The organism is Neobacillus camarae, from assembly GCF_054950115.1.
On record NZ_JBUCKX010000004.1, the window covers coordinates 669,691 to 693,548 of the forward strand.

Genomic DNA, 23,858 nt, shown 5'->3' on the forward strand with positions numbered 1-23,858 from the left:
CCTTTTTTTCGGGTATTATGATCTGTGACTCTGTATAATGGAGGAATAAAGTCCAGAATTGTGTCCTTGAAGGGAGAGGCAGACAATGAACGAATTATTAAACTCGTTTAAACAGACAAAGTATCAGTTAACAGGCCATGGATTTCGCAATGTTGGGGTGATGAAACGTGCATTGGAAGGAATGGGGGACAGCCTAGAGAGCGATATGTATGGCAAGGGATCTGTAATTGGGGATTTCCAAACCAAGCTGGCCAAGTATTTAGGCAAGGAGTCTGCCGTATTTTTTCCAAGCGGCACGATGGCCCAGCAGATCGCCTTACGAATCTGGTGTGATGAGCAGGGAGTAAGAAAAGTCGCGTATCATCCCTTATGCCACCTGGAAATTCATGAGGAGGATGGTTTAAAAGAACTGCATCATATTGAGCCCGTGTTACTGGCTGATAAAAACCAAGTTATTCAATTGGAAGACGTTACCGGTCTGAAGGAAGAGATTGCTTGCTTACTTTTGGAATTGCCGCAGAGGGAAATCGGCGGCCAGCTGCCGGATTATGAAACTCTTGAGTCGATTTCTGCTTACTGCCGGGAGAAGGGGATCAAATTGCATTTAGACGGAGCAAGGCTGTTTGAAATTCTTCCGTATTACGGGAAGTCTGCCGCCGAAATCTGCAGCCTGTTTGATAGTGTATATGTGTCGTTCTATAAAGGAATTGGCGGCGTGGCGGGAGCAATTTTAGCAGGTGGCCGTGCCTTTACAGAGAAATCGAAAGTGTGGAAACGCCGGCATGGCGGCGATTTAATCAGCCTTTATCCGTACATCATTAGTGCCGATTATTATTTTGACCAGCGAGTGGCGAAAATGGAGCAGTATTATAAAGAGGCAATCGAATTGGCCGGACTTTATAATCAATTGCCAGCTGTTACCACAAGACCGTTAGTGCCGGTTTCAAATATGTTTCATGTCCACCTAAAAGCCCCAAAAGATAAGCTGGAATCCATTTTTGTGGAGGTTCAGGGGAAAACTGGGGTTGGATTCACTGGAAACTTAAGCGAACTTGATGGGGACGAAGTCTATTACGAGGTAAGTATCGGTGACCAGTATGAACAGATTCCAAAACCAGAGTTAACCCAGGCGTTTCAACTATTGGCACAAAAAATGGAAGAGTTATAACCTTTTAGGGTGTCAGGCACAAATCATTGTGCTGGCACCCGATTTTTTGAATAAATTTTCATCTAGATGTTTACATTTGGAAAGAGCACTGGTATATTATGTATATAAGTTTATTTATTCAACGTTGAGTATAGATGCCTCAACTTTTTATTTCTTCAATTATTCAACGTTGAGTAATTAACGATGAATATATTTTAGGAGGTTATTCTGTTGACAACAATTTTAATGAAGGCTCAAGGTCTCATGAAACAATACGGCACAAGAACAGTCGTAAATGGGGTTTCAATGGCGGTCTATGAGAACGAAATTCTTGCCATCATCGGACCAAACGGAGCAGGAAAATCTACCACCCTGGAAATGGTACTCGGTTTAAGGAAACAGGATGCAGGGGATGTGTCTTATTGGGATAAGGAATTTAGGAGGTCAGTAGGGGTCCAATTGCAAGCAACTCCATTTTTTCCAGGATTGACCGCCTTTGAGAATCTGCAGCTTTTCGCGGCTTTTTACAAGAAGAGGCTCTCCAAACGAGCAGGGCTTGACCTGCTCACATTATGCGGACTGCAAGACGTGATGAAAACGGAGGCTTCCAGGTTATCTGGCGGACAGCAGAAACGACTGGCGATATCAGTAGCTTTGGTCCATGAACCAAAGGTGGTTTTCCTTGATGAGCCAACAGCTGCGCTGGATCCAAAATCGCGCCGGGAAATCCACCAATTGGTGATAGATCTAAACAAAAGAGGTACCACTGTCGTGTTCACTTCCCATGACATGGATGAAGTCGCCAAGCTTTCCCATCGGGTGATGATGATTGACCAAGGAACCGTGATTGCGGAAGGTCCAGCAAAGGTACTGTGTGAATCACATGGCGTGCAAAGTTTAGAAGAAGTATATTTACACTTAACAAATGGAGGTAGTAAACAATGAGGACCATTTTCAAAACGATGCTGGTAACATCAATAAGAGACAAAATAACCATGTTTTATTCGGTCATTTTTCCAATCGTACTGCTCATTGGTTTGGGATACTATTTTGATAATCCTTCCTATACGCCTCGACTTGTAACAGGCGTCATCGCCTTAAGTTCATTATTCTGGGGAGTATCCGGTATTGCCTTTCAGGTGCATTGGCAGCGCAGCCGCGGGGTATATAAGCTGTTGAAATTGACTCCATTTTCGACCATTAGCTTTATCTTTCTAATGACCGCAGCAAGGACAATACTGGGAATTCTGATTAACTTAGTGGTGCTGGGAGCTGGCGTAATTTTCTTTAAGATTACGGTGACTTTCGGGGCTGTGTTAGGAACGATAGGGATGATGTTTATTGGCATCCTATGCTTCACTTGCTTGGGCTTTCTGATTTCCAATTTTGCTGGCAATGAAGCGCAAATTAATATGATCTCCAATTTATTTTTCTTCCCAATGATCTTTGGCGCTGACACCTTTTATTCACTTAAGAGTGCTCCTGAATGGGTATCGACAATGGGAGACTTGTTTCCACTTGGCTATTATGTGCACGGTATAAGGTCTGTACTAGGAATTTCCAGTAAGTCGCCTTTAGGCTCGATCATGGTGCTATTAATCTATACTGCGGTGTTGCTCATATTAGCCGTTCTGACCTTTAAGTGGGAAGCAAATGCCAATGGTCAAATTCAAATGAAGAAATCCAAAAAAAGGCAGCGCGCTGTTGTTTAAAAGAGGGAGTAGTGGTATATTATTTTTAAGGTAATAGTCAATGTTGATTAAATAAACTTGAGGTGTTAGCAATGGTGCGTCTAATGGTACTGGGTCTGCTGCGAATTAAAGCGCTGTCCGGCTATGAAATTCAGCAGATTCTGCAAACCAATCAATCGGATATTTGGGCAGGAGTTTTGCCAGGTTCCATCTATCACGCATTGAAAAAAATGGATAAGGAAGGCTTGGCAGAGGTTGACTCTGTGGAACAAACAGGTCACCGGATCAAGGCGATCTATAAGATTACCGAAAAAGGGAAGGAAGAGTTTTTCCTGTTAGTGAAAGAGAGTCTGCGGGAGAAATCGGTCAGCCTGCCGAGCACTTTATATGCCGCGATGTCGTTTATGCAGGAGCTGACATTAGAAGAGAAGCTTGCAGGGCTGGAGGAGCAATTGCAGATTCTTGAAAAAGAATTGGGACTGCTCCAATCGGGGCAAAAGGTGAAAGAACAATATGTCACAATTGACCCCATTAGTAAACTGCAGTTTGAAAACATGTTTGCCCACTATGAGCTGCAAATTGACTTTATCCAAAAGCTAATGAGTGAGCTAAAAACCCAAGGGAAGGCCCAGGCGAAGGTAACCGAGGACGACCTGCAAAAGTATTTTGACTGATTAGTTGTCGGGTGTCATGCACCAGCCGTTTACCTGCAGAGTGCGGACACCTTTCTTTTTTGCATTGCACTTGTGATTCGGTTAAATTAGTAGAGGATGCCATACTCGGTATTTACATGTGCGATAGTTTGTTTGAGGTGAAATAAATGCAGCTCCCAGAGCAATTTTTAATAAAAATGAAAGACCTTTTAAAAGACGAATATGAAGATTTTATTCACAGTTATGAAGAAAACCGAGCCCAGGGCCTTCGGGTTAACACCTTGAAGATATCCTTGGAAGAGTTTCAGAACATCAGCCCGTTTACATTGAAAAAAATCCCTTGGGTAAAAGAAGGATTTTACTACGGCAACGAGGATCGTCCTGGAAAACACCCTTATCATGATGCCGGCTTATATTATATTCAGGAACCAAGTGCCATGGCCGCGGCCGAAATGGTCGATCCCAAGCCAGGGGAACGGGTCCTCGATTTGTGTTCGGCACCTGGCGGCAAAACCACCCATATTGCTGAAAAAATGCAACAACAAGGGTTCTTGTTGACCAATGAAATTCATCCGGCCCGGGCCAAAATCCTTTCACAAAATGTTGAGCGGATGGGCATAACCAATGCCGTCGTGACAAACGAATCTCCGGCACGGCTGGCCCAAAGATTTCCTGCGTATTTTGACCGGATTATGGTCGATGCTCCTTGCTCCGGTGAAGGGATGTTCCGTAAAGATCCCGATGCTTGCGCCGAATGGAGTCCGGAAAATGTGGAGGTTTGTGCCGTGCGGCAACTGGAAATCTTGGAATCTGCTGCGACCATGCTTCGTCCCGGCGGACGATTGGTTTACTCCACCTGCACTTTTTCGCCAGAGGAAAACGAGGGGACCATCAGCCGGTTTTTAGAACAGAATCGGCACTTTGAAATCGAACATGTCCAAGCATATGAAGGCTTTGCCAAGGGACGCTGCGATTGGGCAGCGGAGACACCAGCAGATATTGACCATACGATTCGGATATGGCCGCATCAGGTTCAAGGTGAAGGCCATTTTATTGCGGTCTTGAGAAAAACAGACGGAGAGGAACCGTCTAAAAGGAAATTTGTCAAAACCTTATCTGATAAAAAGTTAGTAAAAAGCTATCAGGCATTTGCCGAAGTATCCCTCAAGCAGCCTCCCAATGGTGAGTACCTTCTATTCGGTGACCAATTGTACTTAATCCCGAAGGACATGTTGTCGCTCAATCAGTTTAAGGTCATCCGGCCGGGCTGGCATTTGGGGACGATTAAAAAGAATCGCTTTGAGCCTTCTCATGCACTGGCGTTATCTTTAACCGGCGAAAGTGTGTACCATAGATGGAATTTAGACAGCCAGTCCCGGGAATTGACTGCCTATCTAAAAGGAGAAGCTTTACAAGTGGAAGGTCCAAAAGGATGGTATCTGGTCGAAGTGGACGGTTATTCGCTTGGCTGGGGCAAAGTCTCCGGGGGAATATTAAAAAATCACTATCCTAAAGGATTAAGATGGACAGGAAACTTTTGAAGATAAACGGCCAATCATTTATTCTCGGATAACACTGCAAAACTCTCGGATACAGGGAGAAAACTCTCGGATAAAGAGTGAATACTCTCGTATAGGCTGAGTTTACTCTCGACAAGCAAAATACTCCCGGATAAAGAGTGAATACTCTTGGATAAGGCGGTTTTACTCTCACTTGACTGATATGATCAGGCATGGCGGTAAAATGAAAGGTGTTTAGCACCTTTTATTCTACTGCCATGCCTTTTTTTGTGCCCATCCATGCGGGGGAGGGTAAATATGACTAATTTTCTTGCGTGTTTCATATTTATAATGAGGAATAGAATTGATTGAGGTTGATTGGGATTTTGTCACTGCAAACGCGTCTAGCACCATAACCACGTTGGACATCACCAATAACCTTGATGGAAAAAAGTTGAAAGGGGGTAGTGTTCCTTCAAAACTCCATAACGAAAAGTCAGTCTGTTTCGGGTATTACACTTTTTTATTGTTTCATTATTTTATAGGGGGAATAAAAAATGATGAAATATCTCCAAAGACTAGGCCGCTCGTTGATGTTGCCAGTCGCCGTATTACCTGCAGCAGCTATTTTAATGGGTATTGGTTACTGGATTGACCCTAATGGCTGGGGTGCCGAAAGCCCTATGGCTGCCTTCTTAATTAAAGCTGGCGGATCCATCATTGACAATATTCCAATCCTGTTTGCCGTAGGTGTGGCCTTAGGGATGGCCAAAGGAAAGGATGGGTCATCCGCACTGAGCGGACTGGTTGCCTACCTGGTCGTCACGACTCTGTTGTCAGCAAACTCGGTTGCCCTGCTGGAAGGAATCGATGCAGCCAAAGTCGATCCGGCATTCGCCAAAATCGGTAATGCCTTTGTCGGTATCATCTCTGGTATTGTGGCTTCAAATATGTACAATCGGTTTAGTCACGTTAAGCTGCCGGATGCCTTGGCGTTTTTCAGCGGCAAGCGCTTAGTGCCTATTATGACGGCTGTTATCATGATTATTGTCTCTGCCATTTTATTCTTTATCTGGCCTGTCATCTACACGGCATTAGTTACTTTTGGTAAAGGAATCGCTGAACTGGGGGCCATTGGTGCGGGCTTGTACGGCTTCTTCAACCGTTTGCTGATTCCAACCGGTTTGCACCATGCCCTCAACTCTGTCTTCTGGTTTGACGTAGCCGGCATTAATGATATCGGTAACTTTTGGTCCGGTAAAGGGGTAAAAGGGATAACTGGTATGTACCAGGCAGGATTTTTCCCTGTCATGATGTTTGGCCTGCCAGCGGCTGCCTTGGCCATGGTTCATACGGCTAAAGACAAAAAGAAAAAACAAGTCGCCTCGTTAATGTTAGCAGCCGGCTTTGCCGCTTTCTTCACGGGGGTTACCGAACCAATTGAGTTTGCCTTCATGTTTGTGGCGCCGATGTTATATCTTGTTCACGCCATCTTGACCGGTATCTCATTAGCGATCGCCGCTGCATTCCACTGGACAGCCGGTTTTGGATTCAGTGCCGGTTTGGTTGACTTTGTGTTAAGTTCAAGACTTCCCTTGGCCAACAGCCCGTATATGCTTCTCGTCCAAGGTTTAGTGTTTGCCGTGATTTATTACTTCCTGTTCCGGTTTATCATCATCAAGTTTAACTTGATGACTCCTGGACGCGAGGAAGATGATGATGAAACAGAAGCAACAGGAGCAGCTGCCGGTGAGAGCAAATTTGCCGCCATAGCTGCGACTATTTATGAAGGGTTGGGCGGAGATGACAATGTGATTTCCGTTGACAACTGTGTAACCCGCTTAAGGCTTGAAGTAAAAGACATGAAAACTGTTGACCAGAAGAAAATCAAGTCTGCAGGAGTTCCAGGCATCCATATTGTCGGGGAACACAGCATTCAAGTCATTGTGGGCACAAACGTCCAATTTGTCGCCGACGAAATTGCAAAAATCCGCAAAAAGTAAATCATAATAAAAAAGGCATGCGGCCAGTTAACAAGAAACTGGCTGTATGCCTTTTTTCATTAAAAGTAGTAATAGATACAAACACTGCTTTCTCAGTCTTTGAATAGACAGGGCAATGCAGCGGCTTTATCACTTGGCATTTTGATTATAGTCCGGTTTTACGATATCATGCCTATGAGAATGATATTTGATTTCTTCTTTGTTCTTCTATTATTCTGTGAACATAGAAGGTACACTATGATAGGAGCTACCATGAAAGAACACTATTATGATAAATTGCTGAATATCAAAACAAGGGATGAGCAGCAGGGCTTTCATAAGTCCTTGCATTACCACCGCTATGAACCGACTCCCTATAGCGGATTGGAAGAATTGTTCAAGCATTATGAAGTGGAACCTAGCGACCGTGTGGTGGATTTTGGCTGCGGGAAGGGTAGGTTAAACTTTTATATTCACCATTTCTATCACGCAACGGTTGTTGGAATTGAAATGAGTGAAGAGCTTTATGGACGGGCGTTGGCGAACCAGACCAGCTATTTGAAAAGAACGAAGACCCGCCCCGATAAGCTGCATTTTTTGTGTTGTTTAGCGGAGGAATATCCCATCGACCCGTTGGACAATTGTTTCTACTTTTTTAATCCGTTTTCCGTCCAAGTGTTCCGGAAGGTGGTCAACAATATCCTGTTGTCAGCGGAACGATTCCCTCGCGATATGGGATTGATTTTATATTATCCTTCGGAGGATTATATCTACCATTTAGAAAATTATACTGTTTTTGAGTGTGAAAAAGAGATTCAAGTGCCGTATATGTACCAGCATAATCCAAATGAAAGATTTTTGATTTATCGGCTCAAATCATAGGGAGGGGAGTCATATGGAAAGCATTACGGTTGTTTCTCTTTTGGATGTCATCAGCGAACTATTTTCCGATGAGATTTCAATAGCGGTTTCGAACACAAAGGAATACATTTATTACCGGCCCAGCCGGCGGATTGATTTGAAAATCCGGCAAGGTGACCCAATCAAAGAGGGGACAATCGCCTATAAAGCCATTTTGTCCAAGCAAAAGGTTTCGGAATTCATCAATCGGGATGTTTTCGGTGTTCCCTATCATGGGATGGCGGTTCCGTTTTTTCATGAGGGCCGGCTGGAGGGGTGCGTCACGGCGATTTTTCCGGCACTCACCAGCGGAAAGCTGGTCGTGACAATCAAAACAGAGGACGGCTGGATTCCGGTTCCGTTTTCCGAGGTCATTTATCTGGAAGCCAAGGACAAAAAGACGTTTGTAAAGGCAAATGGCGTGAGCGGTTCCCATAAAGACACGCTTCAGGAGTTTGAATTTCTGCTGCCGAAGGATTATTTTATCCGCTGCCACCGTTCCTATATTGTGAATGTGAATCAGATTCGTGAAATTCATCCAGATACCCATTCAACATTTATTCTGACAATGAAAAACGGAGAAAGAGTTCCGGTCAGTCAATCGTATTCCAGCTATTTTCGCAGATTGCTAGGTTTTTAGAAAAACTTTCTGGTTAGGAAGTTAAATTTGCTGTTTCATCTGAATATTCCGTAATTAATCCTTTGATTTGCCCGTGCTGTTCCTATTTTAGATAGAATACATTTATATTCTCATGGGGGAGTGGGATTAAAATGGAATTAAAGTATGAAAGAATCCGCGATTCGCGTTTATGGGACCGTGTGGTTTCACCGGAAGATGCAGCATCTTGGATTCAAGACGGCATGACTTTGGGACTTAGCGGGTTTACACGTGCTGGTGACGTGAAAGCGGTGCCATTCGCGTTGGTGAAACGGGCGGAGACGGAATCATTTAAGGTGAATGTGTATACAGGAGCCTCATTGGGCTCTGATGTCGATAAGTTATTCGCCGAGGCGGGTATTCTGGGAAAGCGGCTGCCATTCCAAGCCGATCCGACCATGCGAAAAAAAATCAATCATGGGGAACTTTTGTTTGTCGATCAGCACTTATCACATACAGCCGAACTGTTGCGTGCAGGCGTCATGGAGCCTGTCGATTTCGCTATATTGGAAGCGTTATCAATTACAGAGGACGGTATGGTCATTCCGACAACATCGGTTGGTAATTCGTTGTCTTTTGCTTTAAATGCAAAATCTATCATTATCGAAATCAATTTGGCCCATCAGGTTAACCTCGAAGGCCTGCATGATTTATATGACCCAGGCAAGCAGGGAGAACGGGGCCCGATTCCACTAACAAAGCCGGATGACCGAATTGGCACCAGAGGCATTCCCATTGATGTCGATAAAGTAAAAGGGATTGTTTTTACGAACCAACTGGACTCGCCGTCCACGATTGTTCCTCCAGATGACGAAACGGTAATTATGGCCAATCATTTAATTGGATTTCTGCGAAGAGAAGTGGCAGCAGGCCATCTGACGGAACGCTTGGCCCCACTGCAATCGGGAATCGGTTCTGTAGCCAATGCGGTGCTTCATGGCTTGCTAGATTCAGAGTTTACCGATTTAGAGGTTTATTCAGAAGTCTTGCAAGATGCGGTGTTTGACTTAATGGATGCAGGGAAAGTGAATTTTGCTTCCTGCTGTTCGATTACGCTGTCGGAAGAAAAAATGAAACAGGTCTATGGTTCGTTTGATCGATACCGCGACCGGATTCTGATGAGGCCGCAGGAAATATCGAATCACCCAGAAATTATCCGCCGACTCGGATTGATTTCCATTAATACGGCGCTGGAACTGGATATTTACGGGAACGTCAATTCGACCCATGTGCTAGGCACTAAGATGATGAACGGGATTGGCGGATCCGGTGATTTTGCCCGCAACGCAAGGCTGGCGATTTTCGTCACCAAGTCGATTGCCAAATGCGGCAATATTTCGAGTATTGTGCCGTTTGTTTCACACGTGGACCATACGGAACATGATGTCGATGTGGTCGTGACCGAGCAGGGGTACGCCGATTTGCGCGGGCTTGCGCCTCGGGAACGGGTGGAGCTGCTCATTGAGAATTGTGCGCATCCGATGTATCGCCAGCAACTCCGCGACTATTATGAGGAAGCATTGGCAAGAGGAGGGCAAACACCGCATGTGCTAGAAAAGGCCTTTTCCTGGCATGTGAATTATGCATCGAAAGGCACGATGCTGCTGCCGGTCGGACAGCTTAATTAGTTAAATAGTATTTGTAAGAAAAAGGGTCGACGTGAAGTATTTTCATGCCTGCCCTTTTTTATTTATTTTGGTTTTAATGATGAGTACCTAATTGCATAATTGGGAATAATGAATGGCAATTGCCAAATCCAGTAGATTCATTCATAGGCAATTTATGAGGACAAACCAAGCTAGTCAAAAGAGCTTTTTGTCTTCATGAAGCGGTCATGAAGACAAATCAAGCAAGTTCTAAGAGCTTTTTGTCTTCATGGAGCCCCCATGAGTACACAAACCGTAGTCACTTTGTTGTTCATCTGTCACGGCGCCAAGCATTTTTATCTATAATGGTAACTTTGTCATTAATTAATGGATCATGGTAAAATACAAAATATTCCATTTTTTCATCTGATCCATACAGGGGGATTTCCATGCATCAAAAAACAATACTTTCTATAGCTGCTGCAGGACTCATTTTGTCTGCCGGGGCCATTTATGTCCACTCAAGCACCAATCAGCCGGAAAAACAGCAAAGAACGACAGCACTCCAGACTCCGAATGCTGATAATATGTACAAAACCATTGAGTACTTGTCCACCCAGCCGCGGGCAGCCGGGACAGATGGTGAACGGAAAGCCGTTAAATACATAGAAAAACAATTTAAAAGCTTGGGATACGATACAGAAGTTCAATCATTTCCAATTTACAATTATAAAACCAACCACCTTTCAGTTAAAATAAACGGCACAGCCTTAAAGGAAACCCCAGAACCATTTACTGGGGATGCTTCGGGCAAAGTCCAAGCTCCCTTGATTTATGCCGGCAAAGCAAAAAAATCGAATATCAATGAGGAGGTAAAAGGGAAAATTGCCCTCGTGGAAAGGGGCGATATCCCCTTTGTGGAAAAGGTCCAAAATCTCATCAAGGGGGGAGCCATCGGTGTCATCATGTTCAACAACAGCCCTGATGGAGTTGTTGCCGGCCAATTGCCGGACAACACGACCTTTCCGGCAGTCGCAATATCACGGGAAGCCGGATTAAAACTGGTGGAGCAGCTTAAAACCGCATCGGTAACCGCCGACATGGATATTGATATCACAAAAGTTGAATCCAAATCCTATAATGTCATCGCTTCACGCAAACCGGATAAGAGGGACGACACTGGGCAAATTGTCACGATCGGGGCACACCATGATTCCGTACCTGAGGCGCCGGGGGCTAACGACGATGCTTCGGGGGTATCGGCTGTCCTTGAATTGGCTCAAATTTTTGCCAAAACGCCAATCGACACCGAGCTGCGCTTTCTTACATTCGGCTCGGAAGAACGCGGGTTAATCGGTTCTACCTACTATGTAAACCATCTTCCTAAAAAGGAAATCAGCCAAATAACCGCTCATTTCCAAATGGACATGATTGGCTCGAAAAACGCGGGAGGAAAACATACTGCCGGCGGTTTAATCATGTATACGCTCGATGGAAAGAAAAATCTGGTCACCGACCTGAGTGCTGCGGCAGCCAAACAGGTCTTATCGGAAGTGATTCCGTATGGAAAATCCGGGCGGAGCGATCATGAGCCGTTCCATCAATTGGGCATTCCCGCGGCGTTATTCATGCATGCCCCTGCTGAGCCTGATTATCATAAACCGACCGATACAATTGATAAAATCAGCAAAGAAAAGCTGAAACAGACGGCAGAAATCATCGAGGATGCTGTTTACGAAATCGCCGATCCGGACACACCGGCATTTACCAAAGGCAATTCCATGCAAGCGGCAGTGGATTATCCGTTCGAAATCCGCGAAGTCGATTAAATTTGGTACAATAGTTTAAACGATAGTTAGCCGGATGGTAAGGTGAATGCAATGGAAGAAAGTAAACGAATCGACGTCCTTGATTATTTGCGGGGATTTGCACTGATGGGGATTATCCTTGTCAATATCATCCCGCTGTTGGATCTAAAAACCCCGGAAGCTGGTTCCGCTGATGCCGCTTACTCGCGGTTTCTGTATCTGTTTGTTGAGGGACGGTTTTATACAATTTTCACCTTTCTGTTTGGGGTCGGGTTTTACCTGTTTCTTTCCCGTGCATTCGCCAAAGGCAGGAACGGCTATGCTTTATTTTTGCGACGTATCCTGGTCCTGTTTATGTTGGGGGTGGTACACGTGCAATTCCACCCCGGAGAAGCTTTATCGATCTATGCGGTATGCGGATTGCTCCTGATGCCTTTTTACAAGGTCACAAAAGAGATTAACCTGTTCGTTGGCATCTGTCTGCTCATCCTATTGGGCTATTTTGCCATCAAGATTTTGATGGTCATTCCCTTGATGCTGATGGGCATTGCGGCGGGGCAATATCGGATTTTTGAAAAAATAAATGATAGAAAGCTAGCTGTATTGACCGGTGCTTTGTTTGCCGTAAGCATTGGAGGTCTTATTTATCAAAATCACTACTCCCCTGCAGATGTAGATCGCAGCCATTTGGGAACTCGGCAATTCCTAGAGGCCGGAATCGCCATCGGCCCGATTGTCTCGGCATTTTATGCCTGTTTGCTGATATGGCTGGTTAGACGGACATTTTTTCAAAAAATCTTATCGCCACTGAAAAGCTACGGTCGGATGGCACTAACCAACTATGTTTCTCAAACGGCCGTTGTCTTAATAGCAGGAAATGCCTTCGGTCTTTCCGGAAATATGACTTACTTACAATCCCTGTATGTATGTATCTTCATTTACGTGGTCCAGCTCATCTTTAGTGCCGTTTGGCTGCGTTGGTTTCGCTATGGCCCGTTGGAATGGGTTTGGCGCATGATCACCTACCTGGAAAGATTGCCGATTAGAAGGTAAAAAACATATTACATCCCACAAAGGCCAGCCCGACATACGGTTGGCCTTTTCCTTTTTAAAGGCTCTGTTAGTTGATATGGTTGGTTTTTTACCTCAGTTGATTGGTGCGGATAAGCTAGATGGTTGCGGGAGTACGGGGCTGGGGAGACCTCGCAGGCAGGTGCTACTATCGCCGGTGATGCTCCACACGGCACTCCCGCGGGTTTTCTGAGCGACTGGAGAGGAATACAACTGCCCAATTTTACACAGCCTTTTTAAAGAAAATAGGATGCGCAAATTTTTTTAATAGTAGCGTAATTGAAAAAAATTCTCAATTAGCAATTGAACAAACCGAGACGGGGTGTTATAATCAAAAAAGAAGGTAAATGATAATGATTTTCAATGTCAACTGAAATGCTAGAAATATAGAAATGTTGGGGACCCTCATGAAGAAAAGATACTTACTACTAACTTTACTAGTTCTATCAGCGATTTCACTGTTTGTTGGAGTCAGCCGGATCTCACCAATAGACTTATTGAATATCCATTCGGATGAAACCCAGATCTTCCTGATCAGCCGATTGCCAAGGCTGGTGGCCATATTACTTGCCGGAGCAGGAATGAGCATTGCCGGGCTGATTATGCAGCAACTCAGCCGAAACAAATTTGTTTCACCGACAACAGCGGGAACATTGGATGCCACAAGGTTGGGAATATTGGCTGCCATGCTATTATTTGCAAACGCGACCATGATGGAAAAGATGCTGGTGGCATTGGTGTTTGCTCTTGCCGGAACCTTTCTGTTCATGCAAATTCTCGACCGCATCAAATTCAAAGATGCGATTTTCATTCCGCTAGTGGGTTTGATGTTTGGGAATATCTTATCCTCCGTCACGACGTTTTTTGCCTACCGTGCCGATGTCATTCAAAACATGTCCGCATGGCTGCAAGGCGATTTTTCGGCAGTGATGAAAGGCAGATACGAACTTCTCTACATAAGTATTCCAATCCTGATCATCGCCTACCTTTATGCGAACCGGTTTACGGTTGCCGGAATGGGTGAGGATTTTTCGAAAAACTTAGGGCTTGCTTATAAACGAATTGTTAATATAGGTCTCATCTTAGTAGCTTTAATTACCGTTACAGTAGTTTTAACAGTAGGAATGATACCGTTTCTTGGTTTGATCATTCCGAACATTGTTTCCATATTTAAGGGAGATCATTTGCAAAAAACATTGCCGCATACTGCTCTTCTCGGGGCCATTTTCCTTCTGATCTGCGACATTTTAGGCCGGCTGATTATTTATCCTTACGAGATTTCCATCAGTCTCATGGTCGGCGTAATCGGAAGCGGAATTTTCCTATATTTATTGTTCCGGAGGAAGGCTTATGCGTAACTCAATGAAAATGACGATTCTTGTTCTTGTGGCAGCCGGATGCTGTGCACTTTATCTGTTCCACGACTTGAATGGCAGCTTTGACTATGCCCTGCCGCGCCGAGCGATTAAAGTGATTGCTATGATAATTACGGGTTTTACCATCGCTTATGCGACAGTGGTTTTCCAAACCATCACTCATAATCGGATATTGACGCCGAGCATCATGGGCTTAGACTCGCTATACATGCTGCTTCAAACTTTGATTATCTTTTTCTTGGGGTCAGACCATATGGTGTCTGCCAATAAACAAATCAATTTCTTAATCTCAGTAGTGGCGATGATGGTATTCGCGATGCTGCTTTATAAACTTTTATTTAAAAAAGGCGATCAGCAGATTTATTTTTTACTGCTGGTAGGAATTATTGTTGGAACATTCTTTTCAAGCTTCTCGACGTTTTTCCAAGTGCTGATTGATCCAAATGAATTCCAAATCGTTCAGGACCGGATGTTTGCCAGCTTTAATAATATCAACGCTGATTTGGTCTGGCTGGCACTAATCATTGTCGGCGCCGTTATCATTTATGCCTGGCGGTTTGTCAAATACTTGGATGTGTTGTCACTCGGCCGGGAGACGGCCATCAATTTAGGGGTTCCGTACGATTCCGTTGTGAAGCAAATGTTGATTATTACGGCAATTTTTATTTCTATCTCAACAGCACTCGTTGGTCCGATTACCTTTTTCGGACTGATTGTTGCGAATCTGTCGTACCAATTTTTCAAAACTTATAAACATAAAGTGCTGATCAGCGGGGCCGTGGTGATGAGTGTGATTGCCTTGGTCGGCGGCCAGTGGGTGGTTGAGCGGGTGTTCACCTTCTCCACGACACTCAGCGTCATTATTAACTTTGTCGGCGGTGTTTATTTCATCTATTTACTGTTGAAGGAGAGGAAAAAGGCATGATTGAAGTGAAGTCACTATCAAAGTTTTACGGAAAAAAGGCGGTTATCGAAGATATTTCGGTCACCATCCAGCCGCGAAAAATCACTTCGTTTATCGGGCCAAACGGGGCTGGGAAATCCACCTTGTTGTCCATGGTAAGCCGGCTTTTGGATGCGGACACGGGTGAAGTTCTGATGGATAAAACAGATGTCCGGAAGATGAAATCCAATGATTTCGCCAAGCGGGTTTCCATCTTGAAACAGTCGAACTATATGAATGTCCGTCTGACGATTCGTGAACTGGTGTCCTTCGGGCGCTTCCCATACTCTAAAGGGAGACTGACGGATGAGGATGAAAAGATTGTGGACCAGTCGCTCGAATATATGGGACTGACCGATATGCAGGAACAATTTTTAGATGAGTTATCCGGCGGGCAGCGGCAGCGGGCATTTATCGCCATGGTCATAGCCCAGGACACTGAGTACATATTGCTGGATGAGCCGCTGAATAATTTGGATATGAAGCATTCTGTTCAAATTATGAAGATTCTTCGCCGCCTCGTTGATGATTTGGGGAAAACGGTGGTTATCGTGCTGCACGATATCAATTTTGCCTCGGTTTACTCCGATTGGATTGTCGCGATGAAAGACGGACACGTTGTTAAGGATGGACCTACTGAGGAAATCATTCAATCGGATGCGTTAAAAGAAATTTATGACATGGATATTCCGATTCAACAAATGGGCGGATGCAGGATTTGTGTGTATTTCAATTCTTAAAAAACTTTTCGGGGGGAGAATGAAAATGAAAAAATGGAGTTTGCTTGGTATTCTATTTTCCATCATTCTAGTGTTGGCAGCATGCGGCGGCGCAAAGGAAGAGGCACAAAAAGACAAGACTTCCGGTACAAGTGAAGATGGAAAAACGATTACCATTAACCATAAATATGGGGAAGTCGAAGTGAAGAAAAATCCCAAAAAAGTAGTGGTGTTTGATTTTGGCATTTTAGACACGCTCGATGAACTGGGGATTAAAGTGACCGGGGTACCGCAAGCAACGGTTCCTCCATACTTGAAAGAATATGCGGATACGAAGAAATATACCAATGTCGGAAGCCTGAAAGAACCGGACTTCGAAGCGATTCATGAACTGCAGCCGGATGTCATTTTCATTTCCGGACGCCAGGCCGAACTGTATGATCAATTTGCGGAAATTGCTCCTACTGTCTATGTCGATTTTGATTACACCAATTATATGGACTCATTTGAGAAAAACATGAAGCTGGTCGGCCAGATTTTTGGCAAAGAAGATCAAGTTGCCTCAGAACTTAAAGACGTGAAGGCGAAAGCGGAAGAAGTAAACAACAAAATAAAAGGAAATGACCAAAAAGCTCTGATCGTCCTGGCTAATGAAGGGAAAATCAGTGCCTACGGTCCAAGCTCCCGGTTCGGATTAATCCACGATGTTTTCGGATTCGGTGCTGCAGATAAGAACATTGAAGTTTCTACGCACGGCCAAACCGTAACATTTGAATATATCATGGAGAAAAATCCGGATGTCTTGTTTGTAATTGACCGTAATGTCGCGGTTGGCGGTGAAGCCGGAGCGAAAAAGGCAGTGGAGAACGAATTGGTCGAGAAAACCAATGCGTATAAAAACGACAAGATTATCTATTTAGACCCTGATACCTGGTATTTAAGCGGCGGTGGCTTAAAATCCTTTAAGCTGATGGCCGACGAAATTGAAAAGGCAATCTAATGAATCATGCAACAGCCAGGTAGCTAGCTCCCCTGGCTGTTTCTATAAGGAGAGAGACTTATGTTCTATCAAATAAAAAAGTTTGTCGTAAAAGAGGGATTTTCACAGCAAATCGTGGAGAGATTCTCCAAACGCGGTGGTTTAGTAGAGAAGCAGCCTGGGTTTATCGGACGTGATGTATTGGTGAAAAAATCGCGCCGCGGTGATGAGGAAGTAATGGTGATGATGCGCTGGGAAACAGAGGAAGCTTGGAAGAATTGGGAGAAAAGCCCTGAACATATTGCCGGGCACAAGGCAAAGCAGGGAACAGCCAAGCCGGAGTATGTGATTGAATCCAGTCAAGATGTTTATTTTGGCGTTTAACTAAAAGCAGTAATTTGCAAAAATTTGAGTAATGTTTCCAATATATACCAAATTTAGGTCGTAAAGGTCTGAAAATAGGTCGTATAGGACCAAATATGTGACGTAAGTGCTGAAAAATAGGTCGTAAAACTTTTGAAACCCAATCCAATTCCAGCATGACCCAAAATATGAAAAACACGCTTGAATTCAAGTGTGTTTTTTTGTTTATTTGGTATAGCGGTTCGCATAGCTAGAAGCAACAAAGGCATCTGGTTTGATTTTAGGTTCGACGCCCATCGATTCCATTCTCGCGACCATTTCTTTGACGAACTCGCTAGTTTTGTTCCGCTTGCCTGAACCGATGTCAATGTGGCCTTCCATGGTAAAGGTAGCCCCGTGATAAAGATGGGGCAGCACAATGTTGATCATGGCGTTTTTTTGCTGGTCAGTAAACATGGAGACAATCTCCTCCGTTAGGGAGAGTTCAAGGGATATCCGCTCATGCAAGTGATTCATTTTCCTTGGAACCACCACCTTGCGGATGCATGCCCATACTCCATTTCCTACATTCTGGATGACAATTCCGGTAATAAACCGGGTGTATGTTTTATGGACCTGGGAATCGGTCCCGACCATCAGCCGGTAGTTCCCCTTTGGATCGCTTTCCATAAACTCGAGTATTCTCTCCATGACTTGGTCGAACGACATCGCTTTCTCTTGGAGATTCTGAAACAACAGGCTCGCTGGCCTGGGATTCTTCATCATAAAACCACCACATCTTTCCCTTCCTGAGAAGTAATTTTCGGCATGAGTTGTTACTGTTATCTTATGGAAGGAATGGTACACGCGTGCAGTAATTGGACGAAAATCGGACTGTCAATCCTAATGGGATGCAACTCTTGCCATAATGTTAAACATTATTAAAAGCGGCGGCCAAGTATGATTATTATTAAATAACTTAATGGATTTTTAACATTGGCGTCAGGCACCATCTGTCATCGAACTACCTATGTAAGTTTAGCCCGGTGCCTGACATGGAGGTCATTTTGAAAGGACTGTTGCTTTGATTTCCTTGATTTGGCTAATATGCCTTTGTTCGTGTAAATAAACGGTTTCGACCCATTGATTAAGAGGCAGTTGACCCAAGAGGGGGTGTTTGGTCGATTTGATGGTCAGAACATGCTCGTCGTCAATGGCGTTTAGCACGTCGAGCAGTTTGGTCCTAGATTCTTCAAGCATTAGGGAGATTTGCTTCCGGGTAAAGGGTCCCGCACTTGGCACAACCAGATCGGGAGCTTTCACTTTGAATGAGCGATCAGTTAAGACCTGTATCGGTCTTTGTGTTGGCAAAGACTCCTGGTCATAATTCTTGTTAAGTCCGTATAGAATGGCCTTGGTAAAAACCGACTCCGTTAAATACAGGTGGTGGCCTATTTGTCCAACACTCCATACATCTTGATCCGGTACCTTGTTTAGTTCTTCATCCGTGAAAGAACTTATTTCTTTCAATAGCAAAAACCGCGTTTCCGCCAACTTTTCCTGCATTTCCTCTAAACGAACCATCAAGTTTCCTCCTTCAGCACCATTTCAATAGTCCCTTACTTTTTATATTCGTCTAGTATCAAAGTATTCCTTTTTTTCTTAGTGTTTGATGGATTGAGTGCCAGTCACTATCCGGGCAATTATACATTTTTCCTGAGACTTTCGGCTAAGGTAAATAGATAGAGTTGACTGGGATAGGGTTGAGAGAGTACAATACAAACAGAAGTTTATATTAAAAACAAAAGTTTGTATAAAAGGAGGGGAAAGCTTGCCAAATGATTTGACAGAAAAGGAACAGGTGATTTTTGAACTAATCCGCAAAAACCCTTATATTTCTCAGCAGGAGCTGGCCGAAGCCATTGGCTTATCGAGGCCATCAGTGGCCAATATCATCTCCAAGCTGACAAAAAGAGGTTATATCATCGGCAGGGCCTATATTGTGAATGAATCGCAGCAAATCATTTGTATCGGCGGAGCCAACCTGGACAGGAAATTGCAGGTGAAAAGTCATGCGCAGCTAGGGACATCGAATCCGATTCGCTCCTCGCAGAGTGTGGGGGGAGTGGCCAGGAATATTGCTGAAAATCTAGGCCGGCTTGGGATGGAAGTCACTTTGCTGACCGCATGCGGGGCAGATAGTGACTGGACTTCTATTGAGGGTGCCTCTTCCTTTTATATGAACTTGGATCAAGTCACAAAACTTCCTGGAATGTCCACCGGTTCTTATACGGCCGTATTAGATGACGACGGGGAGCTGATAATAGCCCTTGCCGATATGGAAGTATACGAGGCGATTACTCCGGAGCTTTTGCTCAAGCAGGAAATGTCATTGAGCCGGGCCAAATGCATTGTGGCTGATTTAAACTGTCCAAAAGACACGCTGCAATTTTTAACGCAATTTGCCCAAAAGTATGAACGGCCGCTGGTGTTAATCCCGGTTTCATCTCCAAAAATGAATCGGCTGCCTGATGATTTAAAAGGTGTGACCTGGTTGATTACCAACCGGGATGAATCAGAAACATATTTTCATTGCGAGATTACCAACCAGAACGAATGGAAAGAAGCCCTTGAAAAATGGCTTTCGCTCGGGATTGCCAATGTGGTCATCACCAATGGCAAAAACGGGGCGATGATTGGGAATCGTGAGGAAGGCATTATTCATATACCCGCTGTAAAAATTCACGAAATAGTCGATGTCACGGGAGCAGGTGACGCCTTTTCATCGGCCGCGATTTTTTCCTGGCTCGATGGGAAAAATTTAAAAGATATTGCCAGGGCGGGAACAGTAAATGCGGCAAAAACTTTGCAATCCGCTTCTACCGTCCGTCAAGACTTAACAGCAGAGCAACTGCACAAAGACATGGAGGAATAATCATGAAACAATATATTACTTTATCAGAAGAAGTCCGTACCGCAAAAGAACAAGGGAAGCCAATTGTGGCCTTGGAATCGACAATTATTTCCCACGGCATGCCATACCCGCAAAATGTCCAGACTGCCCGTGAAGTCGAGCAAATCATTCGCGACCTTGGGGCTGTGCCAGCCACCATTGCGCTGGTGGATGGAAAAATCAAAATCGGCTTATCAGATGAGGAACTGGAAATGTTCGGCAAGAGCACGGATGTAGCAAAAGCATCCCGCCGCGATTTGGCCTACTTGCTCGCAACCAAGAAGATGGGCGCTACGACCGTTGCTGCGACGATGATTTGTGCCGAACTTGCTGGCATTCAAATATTTGTAACAGGCGGAATTGGGGGCGTCCACCGCGGTGCTGAAACCTCGATGGATATCTCAGCAGATTTGGAAGAATTGGCCCAAACCAATGTAGCTGTCATTTGTGCTGGTGCCAAGTCTATTTTGGATTTAGGCCTAACGATGGAATATCTTGAAACAAAAGGGGTTCCGGTCATGGGCTATCAAACAGATGTGCTTCCGGCCTTTTATTCCCGTTCAAGCGAGTTTAATGTCAACTTCCGTGTCGATGATGCCGAGACAATTGCATCAACATTGAAAGCTAAATGGGATTTAAATATCAATGGCGGCGCCATCATCGCCAACCCGATTCCTGAAGAAGATGCCATGGATGAAGCAACCATTAATAACGTGATTGAACAAGCCCTGAAGGAAGCCGATGAGCAGCATATTAAGGGGAAAGACGTCACCCCGTTCTTGCTGGCAAAAGTCAAAGAACTGACCGGCGGAAAGAGCTTGGAGTCCAATATCGCGCTTGTTAAAAACAATGCCGTATTGGGAGCGAAAATTGCGGTTAGCTTGGATTCACTGAATAAATAATTTTAATAACTCGTACAAAATGACAGAGATTTTTTCTCTGTCATTTTTTTTAACTCTGCTTTATTCCGATAAGAGCGTAGTCTGAGAAAAAGATGGACTTGCCATTGAAAAATCAAAAGGATAGTGGTTCCTTTTCTGTTACAATATAGGAAGAAATTCCTACGTTCAACTTTTTAGGGGTATAAAAAGGGGGTCCATTATGAAAAAGGTTTTAATCATAATCGGGGTGATTTTTTGTCTCCCGCTCTTTGCTTTCGCCATCTATGCTTTAGAAGATGTTTATTATAATATAATGGGCTTTAAGGTTGAAAATGCCGCCTTAAAGTATTTGGAAAAACAATATGGACAACAGTTTAAGATAGACGATGTCCAATATTCCAAAATTCTTGGCGAGGATGAAGGAAGTTACCAGGTGGAGGCACGGTCACTCGATAAGCCGGAAATTACTTTCCTGTTAGATGCGAATGAAAACTATGAAATTACGAGTGATGACTTTAAGGAAAATAAATGGGGCAATGAGACAAGGCAGGAATACCTAAAGATGGCCGAACCTTTTTTCAAACATCCGGGGCAACTCTATGCATTCGGCTCCTTTCCCGAAGAGATCGCAGAAAAATACGATATAAATGATACCTATCAGTCCATCTATCAGGATCATCCACTTAAAGCCCATGAGTATATCCATATTGTGATGTTTCCGGCATCTTTCAATAAAGAGGTGGAATTGGAGAAACTCTATCAGTTTTGGCAGATTGTGAACAGCCGTGCCTTAGATACGTATCGGATGGAAGTGGAATATTATCCGGAGAAACTTTTGAAAACGTTTGAAAAGTACGGGGACCGGCATCAATTTGACAACGATTATTATCAGGAAAGTCTATATAACTGCCGTCTCTCTGAAAACGATCTAGCATTAAATCCCCAAGATATTGCAAACTTTTGTCATGAAATCAAGTAAGGTATTTGGGATGCAGCCGTAGGAAAAGTTCTGCTTTCCCTTTTAAAAATATTTTTGGCAATATAGTATTCTGCCGTTACCAAAATTCTTCTTTTTCATAACGTATGGTGATACGTAATGAAGGAGGAGTTATCCATGTTTGGATATTCAATGGTTCAAATGGTACGGGCCCATGCAGAAAAACTGGACAGGCCATTAAGGGAAGAAATCCTGAACTTATACAAGCCGTTCAAACGGACACCGTGCTTTTTCCACAAAGTATTTGAAGGTACTCTCAAGAAGGGCAGGAAAATGTCCGTTATTATTGAATTTGAAAAAGATTGTCATGAGGCAGGATGCCATCAGGTCAGGGAAATTATGGGCAAGCATGTAAGGAATGGCATCAGGCAGGAGTTTGCTAGAATCTCCTGTTTAAGCGCCCATGTGACTCCAACAGGTTTAGAGGAAATGCTCAAGAGCTGTGCTCATATTAAAAGGGTTTATTTAAACCGCAAAGTACAAGCCCTTTTGAATATCGCAGTCCCTGCAGCCAATGCTAAAAATGTCATTAGGAACGAATCGGTTTTAACAGGGGAGGGAGTAACCATTGCTGTAGTCGATACGGGAATCTATCCTCATCCGGATGTTTCAGATAGAATCATAGGTTTCAAAGACTTTATCAATAATCGGACCAGCCCATATGACGATAACGGCCATGGAACCCACTGTGCGGGTGACGCGGCGGGTAATGGCAGGACCTCTGGATTTAAATATGCAGGTCCCGCTCCAGAAGCTAACTTAATTGGGGTTAAGGTATTGGACAGTGGAGGGTCGGGATCATTAGAAACCATCATTCAGGGGATTGAATGGTGCTTGCAATACAACGAGGGCAATACGGGACGAAAGATTGACATTATTAGTATGTCGCTTGGCAGTCCTGCTCAAAATTACGGGAACGAGGATGCCGACCCGATGGTAAAAATTGTGGAAGAAGCGTGGGCGGCGGGAATTGTCGTATGTGTGGCAGCGGGAAATGAAGGACCAGGAGCCAGAACAATTGCCAGTCCGGGGATTAGTGACAAGGTAATTACCGTAGGGGCATTAGACGATAAGGATACGGTAAGCCATAGTGATGATGCGGTGGCCAGCTTTTCAAGCAGAGGACCAACACTTTATAACGTTCCAAAGCCGGACCTATTAGCGCCGGGGGTAAATATTGTGTCATTGCGCTCCCCCAACTCTTATTTAGATCGATGGCAAAAGTCAAGCAGGGTAGACAATGACTATTTTGTTTTATCAGGCACTTCCATGGCAACGCCGATTTGTGCGGGTGTTGCCGCGTTAATCAAACAGCATAAACCTGATGCATCGCCTCAGCAAATAAAAGAATGGCTGGTAAATGGGGCCTATTCACTGCCTGGAAGGGATCCTAATGCCTATGGTGCAGGATACTTAAATGCAGAAGAGGCAGTACCAGTAGAATAAGAGAGAAATAGGTTTAGGAATCCGGTTAGACAACATAAGAAAGGGGCGGTATTAACTTTAAGTTAATGCCGCCCCTTCATTTTGACTCTGTTAAACCGATAATGTTGATTTTTTTATTTTTTACACTGTTTAATAGAGCGGAACACAACAGTCAAATTGGTCAGAGCTTATTTTTTGAAAAAATAAGTATAAATTTTAGTAAAAATTTTAGTAAAAGACATTGTCTG

The 23,858-nt window shown here is 44.1% G+C and carries 22 protein-coding genes; 20 read left to right on the forward strand and 2 right to left on the reverse strand.

Annotated elements, in window-relative coordinates; translation table 11 throughout:
* Window positions 1-85: 85 nt before the first annotated feature.
* The 16 genes from ACY8D0_RS24565 (at window position 86) to ACY8D0_RS24640 (ending at window position 17,396) form a co-directional block, all read left to right on the forward strand.
* Complete coding sequence (locus tag ACY8D0_RS24565; RefSeq protein ID WP_462413071.1) at window positions 86-1,168, forward strand: threonine aldolase family protein; 1,083 nt, start codon at window positions 86-88, stop codon at window positions 1,166-1,168.
* 210 nt (window positions 1,169-1,378) lie between these two features.
* Window positions 1,379-2,092: an ABC transporter ATP-binding protein gene (locus ACY8D0_RS24570; protein ID WP_462413072.1), complete on the forward strand. Its 714-nt coding sequence runs from the start codon at window positions 1,379-1,381 to the stop codon at window positions 2,090-2,092.
* Window positions 2,089-2,859, forward strand: a complete 771-nt coding sequence (locus ACY8D0_RS24575) for an ABC transporter permease (protein WP_462413073.1) — start codon at window positions 2,089-2,091, stop codon at window positions 2,857-2,859. The genes ACY8D0_RS24570 and ACY8D0_RS24575 overlap by 4 nt, the downstream gene beginning before the upstream one ends.
* Before the next feature lie 71 nt (window positions 2,860-2,930).
* Entirely contained in the window at window positions 2,931-3,512 is a 582-nt protein-coding gene (locus ACY8D0_RS24580; RefSeq protein ID WP_462413074.1) for a PadR family transcriptional regulator, read from the forward strand.
* A 146-nt stretch (window positions 3,513-3,658) separates the two neighbouring features.
* Window positions 3,659-5,032 (forward strand): RsmF rRNA methyltransferase first C-terminal domain-containing protein, encoded by a 1,374-nt coding sequence (locus ACY8D0_RS24585; protein ID WP_462413075.1) that lies wholly within the window; start codon window positions 3,659-3,661, stop codon window positions 5,030-5,032.
* 515 nt (window positions 5,033-5,547) lie between these two features.
* Window positions 5,548-6,993: an N-acetylglucosamine-specific PTS transporter subunit IIBC gene (gene nagE / locus ACY8D0_RS24590; protein WP_462413076.1), complete on the forward strand. Its 1,446-nt coding sequence runs from the start codon at window positions 5,548-5,550 to the stop codon at window positions 6,991-6,993.
* 252 nt (window positions 6,994-7,245) lie between these two features.
* Window positions 7,246-7,854, forward strand: coding sequence for a methyltransferase (locus ACY8D0_RS24595; RefSeq protein ID WP_462413171.1), 609 nt, complete (start codon window positions 7,246-7,248; stop codon window positions 7,852-7,854).
* 13 nt (window positions 7,855-7,867) lie between these two features.
* Window positions 7,868-8,512, forward strand: coding sequence for a LytTR family DNA-binding domain-containing protein (locus tag ACY8D0_RS24600; protein WP_462413077.1), 645 nt, complete (start codon window positions 7,868-7,870; stop codon window positions 8,510-8,512).
* A 131-nt stretch (window positions 8,513-8,643) separates the two neighbouring features.
* The gene (locus tag ACY8D0_RS24605; protein ID WP_462413078.1) at window positions 8,644-10,158 is read left to right on the forward strand and encodes a succinyl-CoA:acetate CoA-transferase ScpC; all 1,515 of its coding nucleotides are present in this window, start codon (window positions 8,644-8,646) and stop codon (window positions 10,156-10,158) included.
* Window positions 10,159-10,565: 407 nt separating this feature from the next.
* Window positions 10,566-11,945, forward strand: coding sequence for a M20/M25/M40 family metallo-hydrolase (locus ACY8D0_RS24610; protein WP_462413079.1), 1,380 nt, complete (start codon window positions 10,566-10,568; stop codon window positions 11,943-11,945).
* A 51-nt stretch (window positions 11,946-11,996) separates the two neighbouring features.
* Window positions 11,997-12,977 (forward strand): DUF418 domain-containing protein, encoded by a 981-nt coding sequence (locus ACY8D0_RS24615; protein WP_462413080.1) that lies wholly within the window; start codon window positions 11,997-11,999, stop codon window positions 12,975-12,977.
* A 425-nt stretch (window positions 12,978-13,402) separates the two neighbouring features.
* Window positions 13,403-14,353, forward strand: coding sequence for an ABC transporter permease (locus tag ACY8D0_RS24620; protein WP_462413081.1), 951 nt, complete (start codon window positions 13,403-13,405; stop codon window positions 14,351-14,353).
* Window positions 14,346-15,296, forward strand: coding sequence for an iron chelate uptake ABC transporter family permease subunit (locus tag ACY8D0_RS24625; RefSeq protein ID WP_462413082.1), 951 nt, complete (start codon window positions 14,346-14,348; stop codon window positions 15,294-15,296). The genes ACY8D0_RS24620 and ACY8D0_RS24625 overlap by 8 nt, the downstream gene beginning before the upstream one ends.
* Window positions 15,293-16,054 carry an iron ABC transporter ATP-binding protein gene (locus ACY8D0_RS24630; protein WP_462413083.1) on the forward strand — a complete coding sequence of 254 codons (762 nt, stop codon included), beginning with the start codon at window positions 15,293-15,295 and terminating at the stop codon, window positions 16,052-16,054. Before ACY8D0_RS24625 ends, ACY8D0_RS24630 begins: the two co-directional genes overlap by 4 nt.
* A 25-nt stretch (window positions 16,055-16,079) precedes the next feature.
* Entirely contained in the window at window positions 16,080-17,033 is a 954-nt protein-coding gene (locus tag ACY8D0_RS24635; protein ID WP_462413084.1) for a siderophore ABC transporter substrate-binding protein, read from the forward strand.
* Window positions 17,034-17,093: 60 nt separating this feature from the next.
* Window positions 17,094-17,396, forward strand: coding sequence for an antibiotic biosynthesis monooxygenase family protein (locus ACY8D0_RS24640; RefSeq protein WP_462413085.1), 303 nt, complete (start codon window positions 17,094-17,096; stop codon window positions 17,394-17,396).
* A 204-nt stretch (window positions 17,397-17,600) separates the two neighbouring features.
* On the opposite strand, the gene ACY8D0_RS24645 is transcribed toward ACY8D0_RS24640, so the two are convergent.
* Complete coding sequence (locus ACY8D0_RS24645) at window positions 17,601-18,137, reverse strand: ribonuclease H-like YkuK family protein (RefSeq protein ID WP_462413172.1); 537 nt, start codon at window positions 18,135-18,137, stop codon at window positions 17,601-17,603.
* A gap of 279 nt (window positions 18,138-18,416) precedes the next feature.
* Window positions 18,417-18,938 (reverse strand): DinB family protein, encoded by a 522-nt coding sequence (locus ACY8D0_RS24650; RefSeq protein ID WP_462413086.1) that lies wholly within the window; start codon window positions 18,936-18,938, stop codon window positions 18,417-18,419.
* Window positions 18,939-19,185: 247 nt separating this feature from the next.
* Between ACY8D0_RS24650 and ACY8D0_RS24655 the strand changes: the two genes are divergently transcribed.
* The 4 genes from ACY8D0_RS24655 to ACY8D0_RS24670 all read left to right on the forward strand — a co-directional run bounded on the left by ACY8D0_RS24655 (window position 19,186) and on the right by ACY8D0_RS24670 (window position 23,631).
* The gene (locus ACY8D0_RS24655; protein ID WP_462413087.1) at window positions 19,186-20,289 is read left to right on the forward strand and encodes a carbohydrate kinase; all 1,104 of its coding nucleotides are present in this window, start codon (window positions 19,186-19,188) and stop codon (window positions 20,287-20,289) included.
* Between the two features lie 2 nt (window positions 20,290-20,291).
* Complete coding sequence (locus tag ACY8D0_RS24660) at window positions 20,292-21,209, forward strand: pseudouridine-5'-phosphate glycosidase (RefSeq protein WP_462413088.1); 918 nt, start codon at window positions 20,292-20,294, stop codon at window positions 21,207-21,209.
* 199 nt (window positions 21,210-21,408) lie between these two features.
* Window positions 21,409-22,167, forward strand: a complete 759-nt coding sequence (locus ACY8D0_RS24665) for a hypothetical protein (RefSeq protein WP_462413089.1) — start codon at window positions 21,409-21,411, stop codon at window positions 22,165-22,167.
* A 135-nt stretch (window positions 22,168-22,302) separates the two neighbouring features.
* Window positions 22,303-23,631 (forward strand): S8 family peptidase, encoded by a 1,329-nt coding sequence (locus tag ACY8D0_RS24670; protein ID WP_462413090.1) that lies wholly within the window; start codon window positions 22,303-22,305, stop codon window positions 23,629-23,631.
* Window positions 23,632-23,858 lie beyond the last annotated feature (227 nt).